Raw genomic sequence first — 16134 nt, 5'->3', positions numbered from 1 at the left:
GCCCGCTCCTAGCCGCTCGGGTCGCGCGGGGGTAGGCGGGCGCGACGGCGGCGTTACGGCGTCGTCGACAATCCCGCCGTCGCCTGTGCCATCCGCGCCCTGCGCCGCTCCATCATCTGGTGCGTGGACACGACACTCTTCGCGCCTGCCATCTTCGACTGCATCTTGGGCTTGTGGTCCTCGAGCACGCCGAGCGTGATGATTGCGCCGAACGCCATCACGGCCAGGCCGCAGGTAATGACATTCATCCGCCGATCGGCCTGTTGCTGTTCGCTGGTCATTCGATCAATCCTCCCGCTTCCACGCTTCTGCGACGGGGACAGCGAAGGCTGAACCCGTGAACGCGCGATGAGATCCGCCAGCCGGCACCATGCCAGCCGTCACCACGCCATCGTCACCGACACCGTCGCCAGCGGTACGATCGTATCCGTCGTGCCGCCGGGCGCATCGAGCCGGCGCAACCCGTCGTCGCGGACCAGCGCCAGCACTTCGGCCTGAACCGATGCCGATGCCCCGCCGATGCGGACCGGCTTCGCCAGCGTCAGCCCGGTGCTGCCATAGACACGGTCGCCTGCGCCCGCCGCATAGAAGCCTTGCCACCCTACCCCGACCGTCGCCGGCAGCGTCAGCGTCGCGGCAGACTCCCCGTCGCCGAGCGCGAATTGCGGCGCGATGCCGAAGATCGTGTAGACGCCGCCATTGCCTTTCGTACGACGCGTGACCGCGACCCGCGGCGCGAGCGCACCGATCGCGTCCTTCGCGGAATACAGAAAGCTCAGGCTCGCCTCATGCGTCGTGGCGGCGATCCCGTTCGGACTCGTCTTGATCGCATAGGCCGCCGCCGTCGTAACGCCTTCGACCGGGCGCCATGCCAGTCCGACGATGGTGTTGCTTTCATACCAGGCCCGCGGCCGCGTACGCTCCTCTGCACTGGGCGCGTGGAATCCGTTCGAGCTCTGGCCAACCACGAACACGCTTCCCCGGCCATCGGCATCGCGCCGGAGCACAACGGCACCGCCGATGGCGACATGCACGGGTACGCGTCCCAGCCCTGCGGCGTCGTCGTCGAGCGCGCCGCGTGCATAGTCGCCGTTGCGGACGTCGAAGGACAGGATCGGATGCACATCGCCCTCACCGACGTCGATCCCGGACAGCGTCGCGTCCTCGGTATCGAGGAACGGGACCGACTGCGCCGATGCAGCGGACACGGACAGCGCGATCGAAGCGGCGACGAGCGACGCGCCCGCCGCCCGCCGAAAACGCCGGGTCACGACGAGCGTCGCACCATCCAGACGGTGTCGCCGGCGTCGTCCACCACGAACACCGCGCCGTCCTCGCTGGTCTGGACGCTGACGGGGCGGCCATAGACCTCGCCTTTCTTCTCGTCCGCGACGAACCCGGTCAGGAACGGCCGCGGCGCCGCAGTCGGACGCCCGGCTGCAAACGGCACCGACAGCACGTCATAGCCGATGAAACTCGACCGGTTCCACGATCCGTGCCGCGCGACATAGGCGGTCTGCTGCGTCGTCGGCGTCCCCTTGGCGAACGCCAGCCCCAACGCGGCCGCATGCGGCCCGACCGCGACGTCCGGCATCAACGTCGTCGCCAGCAATTCGCGCTTCTCGTTGGCATGCCGGGGATCCTGCTTGCCGTAATAGCTGTACGGCCAGCCATAGAAGCCACCCGGCTTCACGCCGACGAGATAGTCGGGCGAGATGTCGTCGCCCAGTTCGTCGCGTTCGTTGACCGCGGTCCACAACACCGGCGAACCGGGCGCCCACGCCATCCCCACCGGATTGCGCAGGCCCGAGGCGTACAGCGTCTCGCGGCCGCTGCTCAGGTCGATCGCCAGGATCGCGGCGCGACGCTTTTCCTCGTCCATGCCGTGCTCGCCAACGTTCGAGGCAGATCCGACCGAGACATAGAGCGTGCGCTGATCGGGACTGATCAGCAGGTTTCGCGTCCAGTGGTTGTTGTACCCGCCCGCGGGAAGCGCGACGAGCGGCTTGGGCGCTGCATCGATCCGCGTCTGGCCCGGCGTGAACGGGAAGCTGACCACGCCGTCGGTGTTCGCGACGTAGAGCCGGCCATTGGCATACTGCATCCCGAACGGCTGGTTGAGCCCGTCGCGCAGGACGAAACGCTGCTCCGCCACGCCATCGCGGTTCGTGTCGCGCAACAGCGTGATGCGGTTGGCGCTGAACCCGGTCGTCTTCGACAAGGCCTGCCCCCGCTGGACTTCGGGATCGGCATCGAGCTTGGGCTTGGTCCGCGCCTCGGCGACGAGCACGTCGCCATTGGGCAGCAGCAGAGCCTGGCGGGGATAGTCGAGCCCGCCGGCGAACTTGGTCACCGCGAATCCCTGCGGTGCGACCGGCTTGCGCCCCTCGGGCCATCCGATCGTCCTGGGGTGATTGATCACCGACTTGGTGTCGTAAGGCGCCGGCTGCGATTTCAGGCCGATGACCGGCTGTGCGCCGGCTTTGGCATCGCCCGGTACCTGCGCACCCGCGGATGTCGCCAGCCCGATCAGGCTGGCGGCGACAAGGATCGTTTTCATATTGGCTCCCGACAACAGATATTGCCTTAACCGTCTGAAGAGCCTCGGTATCCTTCTGCGCGGGAAATCCTGCTGTTTCGCGCTGTGATCGTGAACAACCGATGCCGCCGCCCGTTGTACAGACGTGCAGCCCCTTCCCTATTCACCGCGTCCGGAGGCCGCCGGATGGCGTCCGCGACGCCTGCTGATCACGCGGTCGGCACGCGGTTTCGCGCACGGGCGATCGATCGTCGACCGGGCGGCGGCGCTCGGCGTCGAAATCGTCGAGTTGCCCGGCGATCGGCTCAATCTCGATTTCGCCGACGACCCCCGTCGCGCCTATGTCGATGCGAAGGCGACGCTCGCCGTCGTCGTCGCGCCGCCGTCGAAGCGCAAATTCCAGCCGATCGCGCCCAGTGCGGACTGGCGGGTCGACCTTGCCGAGGGCTGCCCCGCACATTGCAGCTATTGCTATCTGGCGGGGTCGCTCAAGGGGCCGCCGATCACCCGCGTTTATGCCAATCTCGACGAGATCCTCGACGCGCTCCCCGCCTATCTCGGCCAAGGGATGATCACCACGCGCAGCGCGCACCGCGCGCACGAGGGCACGACGTTCGAGGCGTCCTGCTATACCGATCCGCTTGCACTCGAACCGCTGACCGGGTCGCTGTCGACGATGATCGCGGCGTTTGGGCGCTGGGACGCCGACGCGCAGTTGCGGTTCACGACCAAGTTCGCCGACGTCGCCCCGCTCCTCTCGCTCGATCACGGTGGCCGGACGCGGATGCGCGCATCGCTCAACCCGAAGGCCTTTGCGCGGTTCGAAGGCGGCACCGCGCCCGTCGGTCGGCGCCTGCAGGCATTGCGGCAGATGGCGGAGGCCGGCTATCCGATCGGACTGACGATCGCCCCGATCATCGCCGCGCCGGGTTGGGAGGATGCCTATGCGGGCCTCATCGACGACGTCGCCACCGCGCTGCACGGGCTGCCCGAGCTCGACCTGACGGTCGAATTGATCACGCACCGGTACAATCCCGGGTCGAAGGCCGTGCTCGACAGCTGGTATCCCGGATCGGCGCTCGACATGACCGGCGCCAACCGCGTGACGAAGCGGACCAAGTTCGGGACCGAGAAGCAGGTTTACGACGCCGCGACGATGCGTGCGCTGCACACCTGCTTCGAACGCGCGATCGCCGACCGGCTTCCGCATGCGCGGATCCTGTACTGGACCTAGCCGCCGTTGCCGCGGGGGAGGCCGGGACCCGGCGTTGCCGCCGCCGATCCCGACCGTCCTGCAACCGCGAACCGCCTAGTAGTGAATCGCGCGGCCATAGGCGGCGAGGACGCTCTCGTGCATCATCTCGCTGAGCGTCGGGTGTGCGAACACCGTTTCCATCAGCTCGGCCTCGGTCGTCTCGAGCTGGCGCGCGACGACATAGCCCTGGATCAGCTCGGTCACTTCCGCACCGACCATGTGCGCGCCGAGCAGCTCGCCGGTCTTCGCGTCGAACACCGTCTTCACGAACCCCTCGGCCTCGCCGAGCGCGATCGCCTTGCCGTTGCCGATGAACGGGAATTTGCCGACCTTGAGCTCATACCCGGCTTCCCTGGCCTTCGCCTCGGTCATGCCGACGCTCGCGACCTGCGGGCGCGAATAGGTGCAGCCGGGGATGTTCGCCTTGTCCATCTGGTGCGGCGACCCGCCCGCGATCTTCTCGACCGCGATGATGCCCTCATGGCTCGCCTTGTGCGCGAGCCACGGCGCGCCGGTGACGTCGCCGATCGCCCAGATGCCGTCGACATTGGTGCGGCCATAGCCGTCGGTCTTGATGTGCCCGCGATCGGTCTCGACGCCGAGCGCCTCCAGCCCGATATTCTCGGTGTTGGGGACGATGCCGATCGCGACGATCGCGTGGCTGAACGTCTCCTCGACGACCTTGCCGTCCTTGTGCTTGATCTTCGCGGTGACGCCGCTGCCCGATGGCGCGAGGCCTTCGAGACCGGTGCCGGTCAGGAGCGTGATGCCCTGCTTGGTCAGCGCCTTGTCCATAAACGCGGAGACTTCCTCGTCCTCGACCGGCAGGATCCGCGGGAGCATCTCTACGATCGTCACGTCGGCGCCCATGTCGTTGTAGAAGCTGGCGAACTCGACACCGATCGCGCCCGATCCGATGACCAGCAGCTTGGTCGGCATCTCGGTTGGCACCATCGCGTGACGATAGGTCCAGATCGTCTTCCCGTCGGCTTTGGCGAACGGCAGGTCGCGCGCGCGCGCGCCGGTCGCGACGATGATGTTCTTGGCTTCAAGCTCGACGGTCTTGTCGCCCTGCTTGACGCTCAGCTTGCCTTTTGCGGTCACGGTGCCGACGCCTTCGACGACGGTCACCTTGTTCTTCTTCATCAGGCCCTTCACGCCCGCGTTCAGCTGGCCCGCGACCTTGCGGCTGCGGTCGACGACCTTGGCGAGGTCGAACCCGACATTGTCCGCTTTCAGGCCATAGCTCTCGGCGTTCTGCATGTAGTGATAGATTTCCGACGTGCGCAGCAGCGCCTTGGTCGGGATGCAGCCCCAGTTGAGGCAGATGCCGCCGAGGCGCTCGCGCTCGACGATCGCGACCTTCAGGCCGAGCTGGCTCGCGCGGATCGCCGCGACATAACCGCCCGGGCCCGAACCCAGGATGACCAGATCAAAGGTGTCAGCCATGAATAGAGTCCTTCATTGAATCAGGAATTAGCCGGCGGCACGGGCCGCGGTTTGCGGTCGTCGCCGACCGCCACGAAAATGAAACGCGCCTGCGTGACCTTGCAGCTGTCGTTGCTGTGGCGCGCACGGCGCCAGGCCTCGACCTCGATCGTCATCGACGTACGGCCGACCGCGATCAGCTCCGCATAGACCGATACCTCGTCGCCGACGATGACGGGCATGTGGAACTTCATCGCATCCGCCGCGATCGTCACCGCACGACCACCGCTGCGCCGCGACGCGACCGATCCGGCGGCAAGATCCATCTGCCCGATCAGCCAGCCGCCGAAGATGTCGCCGTACGGATTGGCGTCGGCGGGCATTGCGGTGACGCGGATCGTCGGCGCCTTCTCGGGTGGCAGCTCGCTCACGCCTCGCTCCTGTTCGCCTGCCTATCAAGGACGCGGGCCTGCCGCAGCGGCCCGATCCCCATGATCACGGTCACGACCATCGCCGCCGCGCCGCACCACCAGATCACGTCCTGCCCGAGCGGATAGGACCAGGCCGCCGCCCATGTGATCGCGACCGCGACCGCCAGCCCGGCGAGGATGTGCAGGATCTCAATGGCCGTCCTGGTCATGACGCGCGCCGGCCCAATCCCGTTCGTGCCGAGCGAAGTCGAGGCACATGGGACTCATGCCCTTCGACTTCGCTCAGGGCGAACGGGAGAGGGGCCACAGCGGTCACGGTCTTACGCCAGCATGCCCAGCGGATTCTCGACGAGATGCTTGAACGCCTTCATGAACTGCGCACCGTCCGCGCCGTCGATCGCACGGTGATCGAAGCTGCCGGTCGCCGACATCACGGTCGCCACGGTAAGCTCGTCGCCGACGACGTACGGACGCTTCTCGCCCGCCCCGACCGCGAGGATCATCGCCTGCGGCGGGTTGATGACCGCATCGAACTGCGTGATGCCGAACATCCCCATGTTGCTGATCGAGGCGGTGCCGCCCTGATATTCCTCGGGCTTCAGCTTGCCGTCGCGTGCGCGCGCAGCGAGGTCCTTCATCTGCGTCGATATCGACGACAGCGAGGCGGTGTCCGCGCCGACGATGATCGGCGTGATCAGACCCGATGGCGTGCTCACTGCGACCGAGATGTCGGCGCGCTGGAAGCTGATCAGCTGGTCGGGCGTGAACATCACGTTGCAGGTCGGGACCTGCATCAGCGCGACGGCCTGCGCCTTGATCAGCAGATCGTTGACCGACAGCTTCACGCCACGCGATTCGAGGCTCGTATTCAACTCGCCGCGCAGCTTGAGCAGCGCGTCGAGACGGATGTTCACGGTCAGGTAGATGTGCGGAACGGTCTGCTTCGATTCGGTCAGGCGACGCGCGATCGTCTTGCGCACGTTGCTGAGCTTGGTCGCCTCGTGCGGGATGTCCGGCACGGTCGCAGGCTTGGCGGCAGGCGCCGGGGCGGCAGCGGACGCGGCCGGCGCAGCGGCTTCGGTCTTCGCGGCGGGCGCTGCGCCCGGCTTCGCGCTGTCGACGTCGGCCTTGACGATGCGACCCTTCGGCCCCGAACCGGACACCGCACCAAGGTCGATGCCCTTGTCGGCGGCGAGGCGACGCGCGAGCGGGCTCGCCTTCACACGATCACCGCTGGCAGCAGCGGGCGCGGGCGTGGGCGCAGGTGCGGCACCAGCGTCGGCCGGGCGCCCATGATCCTCCGCCGTCTCCGCCGTCCGCGACACGGGCTTTGCCTCGCTGCCGGTATCGTTCGGATCCTTGGGATCGGGCTTGCTCTCGGATTCCTTGGCGGCGGGCGCGGGCGTCTCGCTCTTGGTCGGCGCTTCGATCGACGATGCATCCTCGCCTTCCTCGGCGAGGATCGCGATGACGGTGCCGACCTTCACGTTGTCGCTCGCCTCGGCGACGAGGATCTTCGCGATCACGCCTTCATCGACCGCCTCGAACTCCATCGTGGCCTTGTCGGTCTCGATCTCGGCCATGATGTCGCCGGACTTCACGGTGTCGCCTTCCTTCACCAGCCATTTGGCGAGGGTGCCCTCCTCCATGGTCGGCGACAGGGCAGGCATTTTGATCTCGATCGACATGGATTTCCCCAGGGCGTTACGTAACGGCACGCCTACTCGCGCCCCCGCCCCTCCGGGTCAACCCCGCGGCGGTCTCATCCCCTTGCGCGAACCGCATCCGCACGTCACCAAGAGCGCGAAAACGGGAGGGGAAACGAGATGCGCGTCTATCTGGTGGTGATCGACGAATCGCCCGAAGCGGGGATCGCATTGCGCTTCGCCGCGCGCCGTGCGGTGAAGACCGGCGGCGGCGTCGAGATCCTCACGCTGATCCCGCCGCAGGAATTCATCGCCTTTGGCGGCGTCCAGGCGACGATCGAGGAGGAGGCGCGGCTGCATGCCGAGGGTCTCGTCGCGGCTGCGGCAGGGACGCTGATCGAGGAATCCGACCTGCGGCCGTCGATCACCGTCCGCGAGGGCGAAGGCCCCAGGATCATCCGCGAGATGATCGCCGCCAACCCGGACATCGCCGCACTCGTCCTCGGTGCGGCCGCGAGCGGTGCACCGGGCGACCTGATCGCGCATTTCTCGGGCACCGACGCGGGCGCGCTGCCAGTGCCGGTGATGATCATTCCGGGATCGCTGACGAGCGAGGCGATCGACCGGTTGAGCTGACGGCGCGTCATCCTTACGACCTCGTCATCCTGACGACCCCGTGTCGCCGAACGACCCCGTCATCCCGAAGACCCGTCATCCCGAAGACCCGTCATCCTGACGAAAGTCAGGATCCAGAGCCACAGGCGCCACCATGGGAACCCTGGATCCTGACTTTCGTCAGGATGACGGCGGTGGGGGATGACGGCGGTGGGGGAAGACGGCGGTGGGGGAAGACGGCGGTGGGGGATGGCGGCGGTGGGAGGTAACGGCGGCACGTGACGGAGATGAGGCGCTAAACCACGCAAATCCCACACTCCCCGCTTGAGCTCCCCGGCCGAAGCCGCCACGATGGCGGCGATGCCAATCCTCGCCCTTCCGCTGCTCGCTGCAGCCGCCGCCGCGCTTCCCGCGCCCTCCGCCACCCGCCTCAAGGCCGATGTGACCGCGATGGTCGGGTTCGGCACGCGCCACACCGCCTCCACGACCACCGATCCGAAGCGTGGCATCGGTGCCGCGCGCAGCTGGGCCGCGGCGCGCTTTACCGAGATCGGTCGCGGTTGTGGCGGCTGCATCACGGTCGAGCGGATCGGCCGCACCGTCTCGGGTCCGCGCGCACCGACCGGCGTCTATGTCGAGGACGTGCTCGGCATCCAGAAGGGCCGCGACCCGAACCGCGTTATCATCGTCGGCGCGCATATCGACAGCCGCGTGACCGACGTCATGAACGTGACGAGCGATGCGCCGGGTGCGAACGACAATGCCTCGGGCGTCGCGCTGGTGCTCGAGGCGGCACGCGCGCTGTCGACGCGCACGTTCGACGCGACGATCGTCTACGCGGTCTTCTCGGGTGAGGAGCAGGGGCTGTGGGGCGCCGAACTGCTCGCCGATACCGCCAAGGCGCGCGGCTGGGCGGTCAGCGCGATGCTCAACAACGACATCGTCGGCAACACGGTCGGCCAGGGCGGCGTGCGCATGGCGTCGAGCGTCCGGGTGTTCTCCGAGGGCATCCGCGCCTCCGAGGATCTCGCCGCACAGATCGGCCGCCGGGCCGAGGGTGGCGAGGACGACGGCCCCAGCCGCGCACTCGCCAAGACGATCGACGGCATCGCGCAGACGATCCCCGGCGGGCTCGACGTGATGCTCGACCGTCGCCCCGACCGGTTCGGCCGCGGCGGCGATCACGAGCCGTTTCTCAAGCTCGGCTATCCGGCCGTGCGCTTCTCCGTCGCCGCCGAGAACTGGGATCGCCAGCACCAGGATCTGCGCACCGAGAACGAGGTCGAGTATGGCGACACGATCGCCGCGATGGATTTCCCGTATCTCGCCAAGGTCACCGCGATCAACGTCGCGACGCTCGCGCGCCTCGCGGCCGCGCCCGCCGCGCCCGCCGACGTGACGATCGCCGGCGCGCTGTCGCGCGACACGCAGGTGAAATGGGCCGCAGTGCCGGGTGCTGCGGGCTACCGCGTCCGCTGGCGGCGCAACGACACGCAGGACTGGAAGGACATGCGGGATGTCACCGCCACCGAGACGCTGCTCAAACAGACCCCCGTCGACGATCACTTCGTCGGTGTGTCTGCCCTGAGCGCGGACGGTAGCGAGAGCACCGTGACCTTCGCCGGCCGCGAACGCCGCCGCTAGTCGCGGTCGAGCGTCCCCGCGCGCCGCCTATCTGCTGGCGCGCGACTTCACGTACCGCGTCTTGCTGCGTGTCGTGCGTGGGCCATGCGTCGTGTAGCGGACCGGCTCGGTGATGTATTCGGTCGTCGTCGTGGTCGTCGTGACCGGCGCCGACTGGATCACCACCGTCGTCGACGACCCGCCCGGATAACTCCGGACCGCGGGATAGGCCCCTCCCGTCGTCGTCACGGTCGTCATGCCGTCGGGCGACACCCAACGCCCGCCCGCGAGGCCTGCCCGGCCATCGACATAAACCGGGCGGTCTTCGTAGCCCGGATCGTCATAGCCCGGCCCGTCATAGCGCGGATCGTCGTAGCCACGCCCGTCGAAATACCGATCGCTGGCGCGCGGGCCGTCGTAGCCGGGATCTTCGTACCGGGGATCATCGTACCGGGGGCCGTCAAAGCCGCGCCCGCCGTCCACGGCACCCGCATAGACCCGACCGGCATCCCGGTCGCGATAGTCCAGACCACCACGTCGCGGCGGCAAGGGCGGCGGCGCGGGACGGCCACGGTCCTCGGCCTTGTCGATGGCATAGCCCGCCGCCGCGCCGACGCCCGCGCCGATCAGCGTCCCGCCCAGCCGGTTGCCACGCCCTGCGATGACGTTGCCGGCCAGACCACCCACCGCGGCGCCCGCGACGGCGCCGCCTGCGCCCGTGTCACGCCGCGGCGGCGGGGATATCGTGACGCGGTCGTCGCCCTGCAGCCCGCGTGGGGCCGCGATGCGCGGCGCGGGATAGGCCGGCCGGGCGGTGGCCGAGGTCGTCCGGTCGACCTGCGCATAGTCGACACCGGGGCGCACGGGCCGGTCGACCCGGTCCCAGTCGAGCCCACCCATCGTGTCGTACACCGATCCGCGACTGTCGATGAGGACCGCATCGTCGTAATAGCGGGTCCAGGCATAGCCCTGCGGTGGTTGCGGCAACGCATAGCTGGACCAGTCGTTGACCGCGAACCGCGGCGCGATCCAGTAGGGCGGCAACGCCGAGCCGCGCGTCGGCCGGCGGTAGCTGTTCCAGCCACCGGGAGCATTGGCCCCGGCCCACCAGCGCCCGCCGATCTTGCTGCCCCAGCGCGCACGGCGCGGCGTTGTGGCGGTCGGCGTCGCGGAATGGACCAGGCGCGGCGCGGCAGCCGGGCGGGTGCCGGCAGGCGGCGCAACCGGGCGGGCCACGGCCGCGGGCCTCGCACCCGGCGCGCGATAGGTCGTGCCGGGCGGTTGCTGGGCCACGGCGAGGCTGCCCGTCGCGGCGAACGCCAGTCCGACGCCTGCAATCACCCTGTTCCGCATCGTCTCGCTCTCCCTGCGCCCGTCACCCCCGCCGCATCTCGGCCACGCGGTCTGCGCTGGATACCAAAGCGGTGACCGACCTGCCAGCAACGAGACAGTCCCGATTCGGAGCACCCCGGGGCGCTCCAACCGGCTCAGGCCATCCGCGACGCCAGCAGCGCGACGAGCTTTTCACAGCCTGCCGCATCCTCGCGATCGAACCGCGCCGGCTCGGGACTGTCGAGATCGAGCACGCCGATCAGTCGCCCGTCGGTGACGATCGGCACCACCAGTTCGGACCGGCTCGCCGCGTCGCAGGCAATGTGGCCGGGGAACGCGTGTACGTCCTCGACCAGCTGCGTCGTACGCTCCGCCGCGGCGGTGCCGCACACGCCCTTGCCCATCGCGATCCGGATGCAGGCAACCTTGCCCTGGAACGGCCCCAGCACCAGTTCGCCGTCGACCGCGCGGTAGAACCCGGCCCAGTTCAGGTCGGGCAGATATTCCCAGATCAGCGCCGCGGCATTCGCCATGTTCGCGACCGCATCGCGCTCGTCATGCGTCAACGCGTCGAGCGCGGCGAGCAGGTCGCGGTACAATTCGGCCTTCGAGCCACCGGAAATATCGAACTGGTACATGATCGCCTTTCAATCACCGCGTCCTGTGGATGCGCATCTAGAGCGGGGTGAACGCCGCGCCAACCGGCGCCCGCGGAAACGATGCTTTGCAAAAGGCCGTGGAACCCGATCGATCCGTACACGCGCGCCGATCGATCGCAGCGGTCAGCCAGACACCGGCTCAATCCTCGCGGACGCGGCCCCGCCCCGCCTTGACCGAACTGCGCACCTTCTTCGTATCCACCCGCCGGGCCTTGGCCGCCTTGGACGGCTTGGTCTTCACGCGCCGCGCCTCACGCTGCTCCGCCTGTGCGATCAGCTCGAGCACCCGCTCGCGCGCGTCGGCGCGGTTGGCCTCCTGCGTGCGGAAGCGCCGCGCGGTCACCACCAGGACGCCGCTCGCGGTCATTCGGCTGCCCGCCGCGATCTTCAGCCGGCGATACGTCTCGGGATGCAGCCCGAGCGCGAAGACGTCGACGCGCAGCTGGCACGCGGTCGCAACCTTGTTGACGTTCTGCCCGCCAGGCCCGGACGCCGCTAGGAACCGCTCCTCGATCGCCCCCTCGAACAGGGAAGCGCCGGGCAGTTCAGCCATTGTCGGATTCGGCGTCGGTCTCCGCGACGACGGGAGCGGGTGCGTCGGGTGACTCGGGCTCGGCATCGAACCCGGCGACCGCGAACCGCTCGGGCAACGGCGCCACGCCGATGACGTCAGGCTTGCCGGCACGCGGCACGACGAGCTTCTGCGCGTGGAGCATCATGCCCAGCGGGTCCTTGCGGCCATAGACGGGATCGCCGACCACCGCGGCGCCCAGGCCCAGCGCCGCATGGACGCGGATCTGGTGCGTCCGGCCCGTCTGCGGGATGAACTCGACCAGCGATCGCCCGTCACGACTCGCCAACACGCGCCAGCCCGTCCGCGCCGCCTTGCCCTTCGGATCCTCGACCATCCGCCAACCCTCCGCGGCGGTGCTCACCTTGCCAAGTGGGATGTCGATCAGACCGCTCTCCTCTGCAGGCACGCCGTCGAGTACCGCGAGATAGCGTTTCGATACCAGCCCCTGCTCGAACGCCTGCTGCAACCGCGCATGCGCCTTGGGATTGCGCGACAGGAGCAGGCAGCCGCTCGTGTCGCGATCGAGGCGGTGGACCGCCATCGGCCAGCGCTGAAAGCCGAACTTCAGGCTTTCGAGATGGTTTTCGAGGCTGAGAGAGCCGTCACGAGGGGGATCGACCGGCAGCCCTGCGGGCTTGTCGATCACCAGGGCCTCGCCGTCGAGGAAGAGTACGCGTTCACCATGCATCGCCCGCCCTTGCCAGTATCGGCGCCCGCATGCCAGAGCCTGCATCATGTTGCGTTGCACACTCCTGCTGGCGGCGCTCGTCGTTCCAGCCGTCGCCAAGGCGCAGCTTTGCGCCGGACAAAGCGCCGCGATCGCCGCCGACGGGCGCGCCTTCGGGCATCTTCCCTATGGCGACGCGCCGCTCGACGAACTCGTCGCGACTCCGGCCGAGTTCACGATCGGGCAGCCATGCATCGTCCGTCGCGACATCCTGCCCGACCTGCTCCGCCTCATCGCAGCGGCGCAGACCGATCCCGCCGTCATGGGCCAGATCCGCGGACTGTCCTGCCAGCGCTCGATCGCCCGACAGCGCAGCGTCTTTTGTCGCGAGTCGGGCGCCGATGCCTCCGACCGCGCGATCTCGGTCGCGCCGCCCGGCTATAGCGAGCATTCGACGGGCTATGCGCTCGACTTTGCGGTGCGTCCCGCCAATGGCTGCCCCGATGCCGAGGCGTGCATGGCCGCCACCCCGGCCGCGCGCTGGCTCCGGGCCAACGCGCCCCGCTTCGGGTTCGAGCAGAGCTTTCCCGGCGGCAACAAGCAGAACGTCAAATGGGAGCCGTGGCACTGGCGCTGGGTGGGGACCAGCGGCGATGCCCCGGGTGCCGCTAGGGCGCGTTTCGTCTTCGCCAAGGCACGCAGCCTCTATCCGGCCGACCCCGGCATCCAGCCGATCGTCGTCCGCTTCACCGCGGTGCCGCCGATTCCCGTGATTGCGGCCCCGGCGATCGATCCAAAGAAAAAGCGCCGCAGACGCTGATCGCGGCTGCGGCGCTTTCGCCATCGGTTCGTCGAGCTCGTCTTACTTGAGCTTGGCGGCCGTCTCGGCAATCCGCTTGCCCTGATAGCGCGCGCCGTCGAGTTCGACGCTGCTCGGCATGCGGCTGCCGTCGCCGTCGGAGATCGTCGTCGCGCCGTACGGCGAGCCGCCCTTGACCTCGTCGACGCCCATCTGCGCCTGGAAGCCGTAATCGAGCCCGACGATCGTCATGCCGTGATGGAGCAGGTTGGTCAGGATCGAGAACAACGTCGTCTCCTGCCCGCCATGCTGGCTCGCGGTCGAGGTGAACGCGCCGCCGACCTTGCCGACCAATGCGCCCGAGAACCACAGCCCGCCGGTCGTATCCCAGAACGATGCCATCTGCGCGGGCATCCGGCCGAACCGCGTGGGCGCGCCGACGATGATCGCGTCATAGTCCTTCAGCGCGTCGGGGCCCTCGATTTCGGCATGCGCGCTGTCGGTCTTGAAATGCGCGGACTCGACGACGGCCTTCGGCGCGGTTTCCGCCACGCGACGGATGTCGACGTCGGCCCCGCCGGCGCGCGCGCCCTCGGCGACGGCATCCGCCATCTGCTCGATATGGCCGTAGGACGAGTAATAGAGGACGAGAACCTTGGTCATGCAGACTATCCTTCGCGTGAGATGCCCTTCCCAATTTGGAAGGGCGGAGTGTTATTCCGAGTCCACCAGAACGATCTCGGCGTCGTCTTGAGCCGTGATCGTCACCGTCTGGCCGCCCGAAAGCGCCGCGCCATCGCGCGCGGCATAGCGTTCGTCGTCGATCGTGATCGCGCCCGTCGCAGGCACCAGATAGACGTGGCGTCCGTCGCCGATCGCATAATCGACGCTGTCGCCGGCCTTCAGCGTTGCCGCGAGCACCCGCGCGTTCGCACGGATCGGCAGCGCGTCGGCATCGTCGGCAAAGCCGCTGGCCAGCGTCACGAACTGCCCCGACCGCTCGCCCTTCGGGAACGGCTTGGCGCCCCAGCTCGGCGAACCACCCTTGCGGCTTGGTTCGATCCAGATCTGGAAGATCGTCGTCGTCTCGGGCTCGAGATTATATTCGGCATGCCGCACGCCCGATCCGGCGCTCATCACCTGGACGTCACCCGCCTCGGTACGCCCCTTGTTGCCGAGCGAATCCTGGTGCGTGATCGCACCGCTGCGGACATAGGTGATAATCTCCATGTCCTGGTGCGGATGCGGCGGAAAACCCGATTGCGCGCCGATCTCGTCGTCGTTCCAGACGCGGATCGCACCCCAGCCCACCCGGGTGGGGTCGTAGTAGTTCGCGAACGAAAAATGATGCCGCGCCTTGAGCCAGCCGTGATCGGCGTGGCCAAGACTTTCGAACGCGCGACGCTCCGCCTTGACGGGGGCGGTCGCGCGGGAAGTGTTGAGAGTCGTGGTCATTGCATGTCTCCACCTGTTGGCACCAAGATAGGCGATGCGATCACGCCGTAAATAGAAACGCTGGAAACCGATCGTTTCCCCCGCTAGCTATAGCGCTTTGCTGCGGAGAGCCCGTCCATGCGCCTGCCCGATCTCGAAGCTTGGGCGATTTTCGCCAGCGTCGTCGAGCATCGTTCGTTCAGCGCCGCCGCCGATGCGATCGGGTTGAGCAAGGCGACGGTGTCCAAGGCGATCACGCGTCTCGAGGCGCATCTGGGCCAGTCGCTGTTCCATCGCACGTCGCGCCGCCTCGCGCTGACGGAAGCGGGCAAGCCGCTTGCCGAGCATGCCGCCCGCATCCTCGCCGAAGCCCGGCTTGCCGAGGAATCGGCGAACGATGCCGCCACCGCGCCGACGGGGCGCGTCCGGCTGGCCGCGCCGATGAGCTTCGGCATCACCAACGTCGCGCCGCTGCTCGCGGAATTCCTGCTCGCGCATCCGGGGATCGAGATCGACCTGCATCTGTCCGATGCGCGCGTCGACATCGTCGCGGAGGGGTTCGACGTCGCGCTCCGCATCGCCGAACTGCCCGACAGTTCGCTGCGCGCGCGGCGATTATGCACGATCCAGACGCACATCGTCGCAGCACCCGCCTATCTCGCCACCAACGGAACGCCGACGCATCCGGGGCAACTCGGCGAGCACCGGCTGATCGGCTATTCGAACGTCGTTGGTCCGTGGCGCTTTCATGGCCCGGGTGGTGCCGACGTGTCGGTGCGTCTGCAGGGACCGCTGACCGCGAACAGCGGAGAGGCGGTGGTTCCGGCGCTGATCGCGGGGCTTGGCATCGCGCGCCTGCCCGATTTCATCATCGACGCGCATCTCGCGTCGGGGGCATTGGTGACGATCCTCGACGACTGGGCGCCCGCGCCGATCGGCCTCCATCTGCTCACCCCGCCCAGCCCCTTGCGTCCTGCGCGCGTCGAGACGCTGATCGCATTTCTCGGCGCGAGGCTGCGCGACCCGGGCTGATCCGCCGGGCGATCGTTCGTGCCGCTGCGATCGGCTGGCGGGGGAACAATGCGGCGTGCCGGGCACTTGCAACATAGATCGTGAAAGGAAACCGATGCCC

Annotated in this window: 18 protein-coding genes; 5 read left to right on the top strand and 13 right to left on the bottom strand. The window is 68.2% G+C overall.

The genetic code is table 11. The features are described from left to right. Window positions 1–53: 53 nt before the first annotated feature. The 3 genes from ASE72_RS11310 to ASE72_RS11300 form a co-directional block, all read right to left on the bottom strand. On the bottom strand, window positions 54–281 hold the full coding sequence (locus ASE72_RS11310; protein ID WP_056020966.1) for a hypothetical protein: 228 nt from the start codon (window positions 279–281) through the stop codon (window positions 54–56). 99 nt (window positions 282–380) lie between these two features. Beyond that, on the bottom strand, window positions 381–1271 hold the full coding sequence (locus ASE72_RS11305; RefSeq protein ID WP_056020963.1) for a hypothetical protein: 891 nt from the start codon (window positions 1269–1271) through the stop codon (window positions 381–383). Next, complete coding sequence (locus tag ASE72_RS11300; RefSeq protein ID WP_056020960.1) at window positions 1268–2560, bottom strand: PQQ-dependent sugar dehydrogenase; 1293 nt, start codon at window positions 2558–2560, stop codon at window positions 1268–1270. Before ASE72_RS11300 ends, ASE72_RS11305 begins: the two co-directional genes overlap by 4 nt. Before the next feature lie 124 nt (window positions 2561–2684). Between ASE72_RS11300 and ASE72_RS11295 the strand changes: the two genes are divergently transcribed. Next, entirely contained in the window at window positions 2685–3773 is a 1089-nt protein-coding gene (locus ASE72_RS11295; protein WP_056020956.1) for an SPL family radical SAM protein, read from the top strand. Window positions 3774–3848: 75 nt separating this feature from the next. Here ASE72_RS11295 and lpdA read toward each other — a convergent pair whose 3' ends face one another. From lpdA to ASE72_RS11275, 4 genes are all read right to left on the bottom strand, one after another. Next, entirely contained in the window at window positions 3849–5243 is a 1395-nt protein-coding gene (gene lpdA / locus ASE72_RS11290) for a dihydrolipoyl dehydrogenase (protein ID WP_056020953.1), read from the bottom strand. Between the two features lie 20 nt (window positions 5244–5263). After that, entirely contained in the window at window positions 5264–5605 is a 342-nt protein-coding gene (locus ASE72_RS11285) for an acyl-CoA thioesterase (RefSeq protein ID WP_156350466.1), read from the bottom strand. 44 nt (window positions 5606–5649) lie between these two features. After that, a complete protein-coding gene (locus ASE72_RS11280) occupies window positions 5650–5862 on the bottom strand; it encodes a hypothetical protein (RefSeq protein ID WP_056020948.1) in 213 nt (70 codons plus the stop codon). Between the two features lie 111 nt (window positions 5863–5973). Next, window positions 5974–7341, bottom strand: coding sequence for a pyruvate dehydrogenase complex dihydrolipoamide acetyltransferase (locus ASE72_RS11275; protein WP_056020945.1), 1368 nt, complete (start codon window positions 7339–7341; stop codon window positions 5974–5976). 138 nt (window positions 7342–7479) lie between these two features. On the opposite strand from ASE72_RS11275, the gene ASE72_RS11270 reads away from it, so the two are divergent. Both ASE72_RS11270 and ASE72_RS11265 read left to right on the top strand, forming a co-directional pair. Then, window positions 7480–7935, top strand: coding sequence for a universal stress protein (locus ASE72_RS11270; protein ID WP_056020943.1), 456 nt, complete (start codon window positions 7480–7482; stop codon window positions 7933–7935). A 330-nt stretch (window positions 7936–8265) separates the two neighbouring features. Then, window positions 8266–9558, top strand: a complete 1293-nt coding sequence (locus ASE72_RS11265) for a M20/M25/M40 family metallo-hydrolase (protein WP_056020940.1) — start codon at window positions 8266–8268, stop codon at window positions 9556–9558. Window positions 9559–9585: 27 nt separating this feature from the next. On the opposite strand, the gene ASE72_RS11260 is transcribed toward ASE72_RS11265, so the two are convergent. The 4 genes from ASE72_RS11260 to ASE72_RS11245 all read right to left on the bottom strand — a co-directional run bounded on the left by ASE72_RS11260 (window position 9586) and on the right by ASE72_RS11245 (window position 12790). Continuing rightward, complete coding sequence (locus tag ASE72_RS11260; protein WP_056020937.1) at window positions 9586–10890, bottom strand: RcnB family protein; 1305 nt, start codon at window positions 10888–10890, stop codon at window positions 9586–9588. 134 nt (window positions 10891–11024) lie between these two features. After that, on the bottom strand, window positions 11025–11507 hold the full coding sequence (locus ASE72_RS11255; RefSeq protein ID WP_056020934.1) for a GAF domain-containing protein: 483 nt from the start codon (window positions 11505–11507) through the stop codon (window positions 11025–11027). Window positions 11508–11667: 160 nt separating this feature from the next. After that, complete coding sequence (gene arfB, locus ASE72_RS11250) at window positions 11668–12081, bottom strand: alternative ribosome rescue aminoacyl-tRNA hydrolase ArfB (RefSeq protein ID WP_056020931.1); 414 nt, start codon at window positions 12079–12081, stop codon at window positions 11668–11670. Next, complete coding sequence (locus tag ASE72_RS11245; protein ID WP_056020928.1) at window positions 12074–12790, bottom strand: RluA family pseudouridine synthase; 717 nt, start codon at window positions 12788–12790, stop codon at window positions 12074–12076. The genes arfB and ASE72_RS11245 overlap by 8 nt, the downstream gene beginning before the upstream one ends. Window positions 12791–12836: 46 nt before the next feature. Here ASE72_RS11245 and ASE72_RS11240 point away from each other — a divergent pair, with 46 nt between their 5' ends. Further along, entirely contained in the window at window positions 12837–13589 is a 753-nt protein-coding gene (locus ASE72_RS11240) for a M15 family metallopeptidase (protein WP_056020925.1), read from the top strand. A 42-nt stretch (window positions 13590–13631) separates the two neighbouring features. On the opposite strand, the gene wrbA is transcribed toward ASE72_RS11240, so the two are convergent. Next, window positions 13632–14231 (bottom strand): NAD(P)H:quinone oxidoreductase, encoded by a 600-nt coding sequence (gene wrbA / locus ASE72_RS11235; RefSeq protein WP_056020922.1) that lies wholly within the window; start codon window positions 14229–14231, stop codon window positions 13632–13634. Window positions 14232–14282: 51 nt separating this feature from the next. Then, window positions 14283–15023 carry a pirin family protein gene (locus ASE72_RS11230; RefSeq protein ID WP_056020919.1) on the bottom strand — a complete coding sequence of 247 codons (741 nt, stop codon included), beginning with the start codon at window positions 15021–15023 and terminating at the stop codon, window positions 14283–14285. Between the two features lie 117 nt (window positions 15024–15140). On the opposite strand from ASE72_RS11230, the gene ASE72_RS11225 reads away from it, so the two are divergent. Further along, a complete protein-coding gene (locus tag ASE72_RS11225; RefSeq protein WP_056020917.1) occupies window positions 15141–16034 on the top strand; it encodes a LysR family transcriptional regulator in 894 nt (297 codons plus the stop codon). The last annotated feature ends 100 nt before the right edge of the window (window positions 16035–16134 follow it).

This window comes from Sphingomonas sp. Leaf20 (genome assembly GCF_001421535.1).
Classification (GTDB): Bacteria; Pseudomonadota; Alphaproteobacteria; order Sphingomonadales; family Sphingomonadaceae; genus Sphingomonas.
The sequence above is the reverse complement of the archived record's forward strand: the minus strand, read 5'-3'. Positions and strand labels throughout refer to the sequence as shown.

Bases quoted from the DNA above. Each gene is read 5' to 3' on its own strand.
- ASE72_RS11275 (WP_056020945.1), bottom strand. From the start codon at position 7,341: ATGTCGATCGAGATCAAAATGCCTGCCCTGTCGCCGACCATGGAGGAG.
- arfB (WP_056020931.1), bottom strand. From the start codon at position 12,081: ATGGCTGAACTGCCCGGCGCTTCCCTGTTCGAGGGGGCGATCGAGGAG.
- ASE72_RS11230 (WP_056020919.1), bottom strand. From the start codon at position 15,023: ATGACCACGACTCTCAACACTTCCCGCGCGACCGCCCCCGTCAAGGCG.
- ASE72_RS11240 (WP_056020925.1), top strand. From the start codon at position 12,837: ATGTTGCGTTGCACACTCCTGCTGGCGGCGCTCGTCGTTCCAGCCGTC.
- ASE72_RS11245 (WP_056020928.1), bottom strand. From the start codon at position 12,790: ATGCATGGTGAACGCGTACTCTTCCTCGACGGCGAGGCCCTGGTGATC.
- lpdA (WP_056020953.1), bottom strand. From the start codon at position 5,243: ATGGCTGACACCTTTGATCTGGTCATCCTGGGTTCGGGCCCGGGCGGT.
- ASE72_RS11260 (WP_056020937.1), bottom strand. From the start codon at position 10,890: ATGCGGAACAGGGTGATTGCAGGCGTCGGACTGGCGTTCGCCGCGACG.
- ASE72_RS11280 (WP_056020948.1), bottom strand. From the start codon at position 5,862: ATGACCAGGACGGCCATTGAGATCCTGCACATCCTCGCCGGGCTGGCG.
- wrbA (WP_056020922.1), bottom strand. From the start codon at position 14,231: ATGACCAAGGTTCTCGTCCTCTATTACTCGTCCTACGGCCATATCGAG.
- ASE72_RS11285 (WP_156350466.1), bottom strand. From the start codon at position 5,605: ATGCCCGCCGACGCCAATCCGTACGGCGACATCTTCGGCGGCTGGCTG.
- ASE72_RS11225 (WP_056020917.1), top strand. From the start codon at position 15,141: ATGCGCCTGCCCGATCTCGAAGCTTGGGCGATTTTCGCCAGCGTCGTC.
- ASE72_RS11310 (WP_056020966.1), bottom strand. From the start codon at position 281: ATGACCAGCGAACAGCAACAGGCCGATCGGCGGATGAATGTCATTACC.
- ASE72_RS11300 (WP_056020960.1), bottom strand. From the start codon at position 2,560: ATGAAAACGATCCTTGTCGCCGCCAGCCTGATCGGGCTGGCGACATCC.
- ASE72_RS11265 (WP_056020940.1), top strand. From the start codon at position 8,266: ATGGCGGCGATGCCAATCCTCGCCCTTCCGCTGCTCGCTGCAGCCGCC.
- ASE72_RS11270 (WP_056020943.1), top strand. From the start codon at position 7,480: ATGCGCGTCTATCTGGTGGTGATCGACGAATCGCCCGAAGCGGGGATC.
- ASE72_RS11255 (WP_056020934.1), bottom strand. From the start codon at position 11,507: ATGTACCAGTTCGATATTTCCGGTGGCTCGAAGGCCGAATTGTACCGC.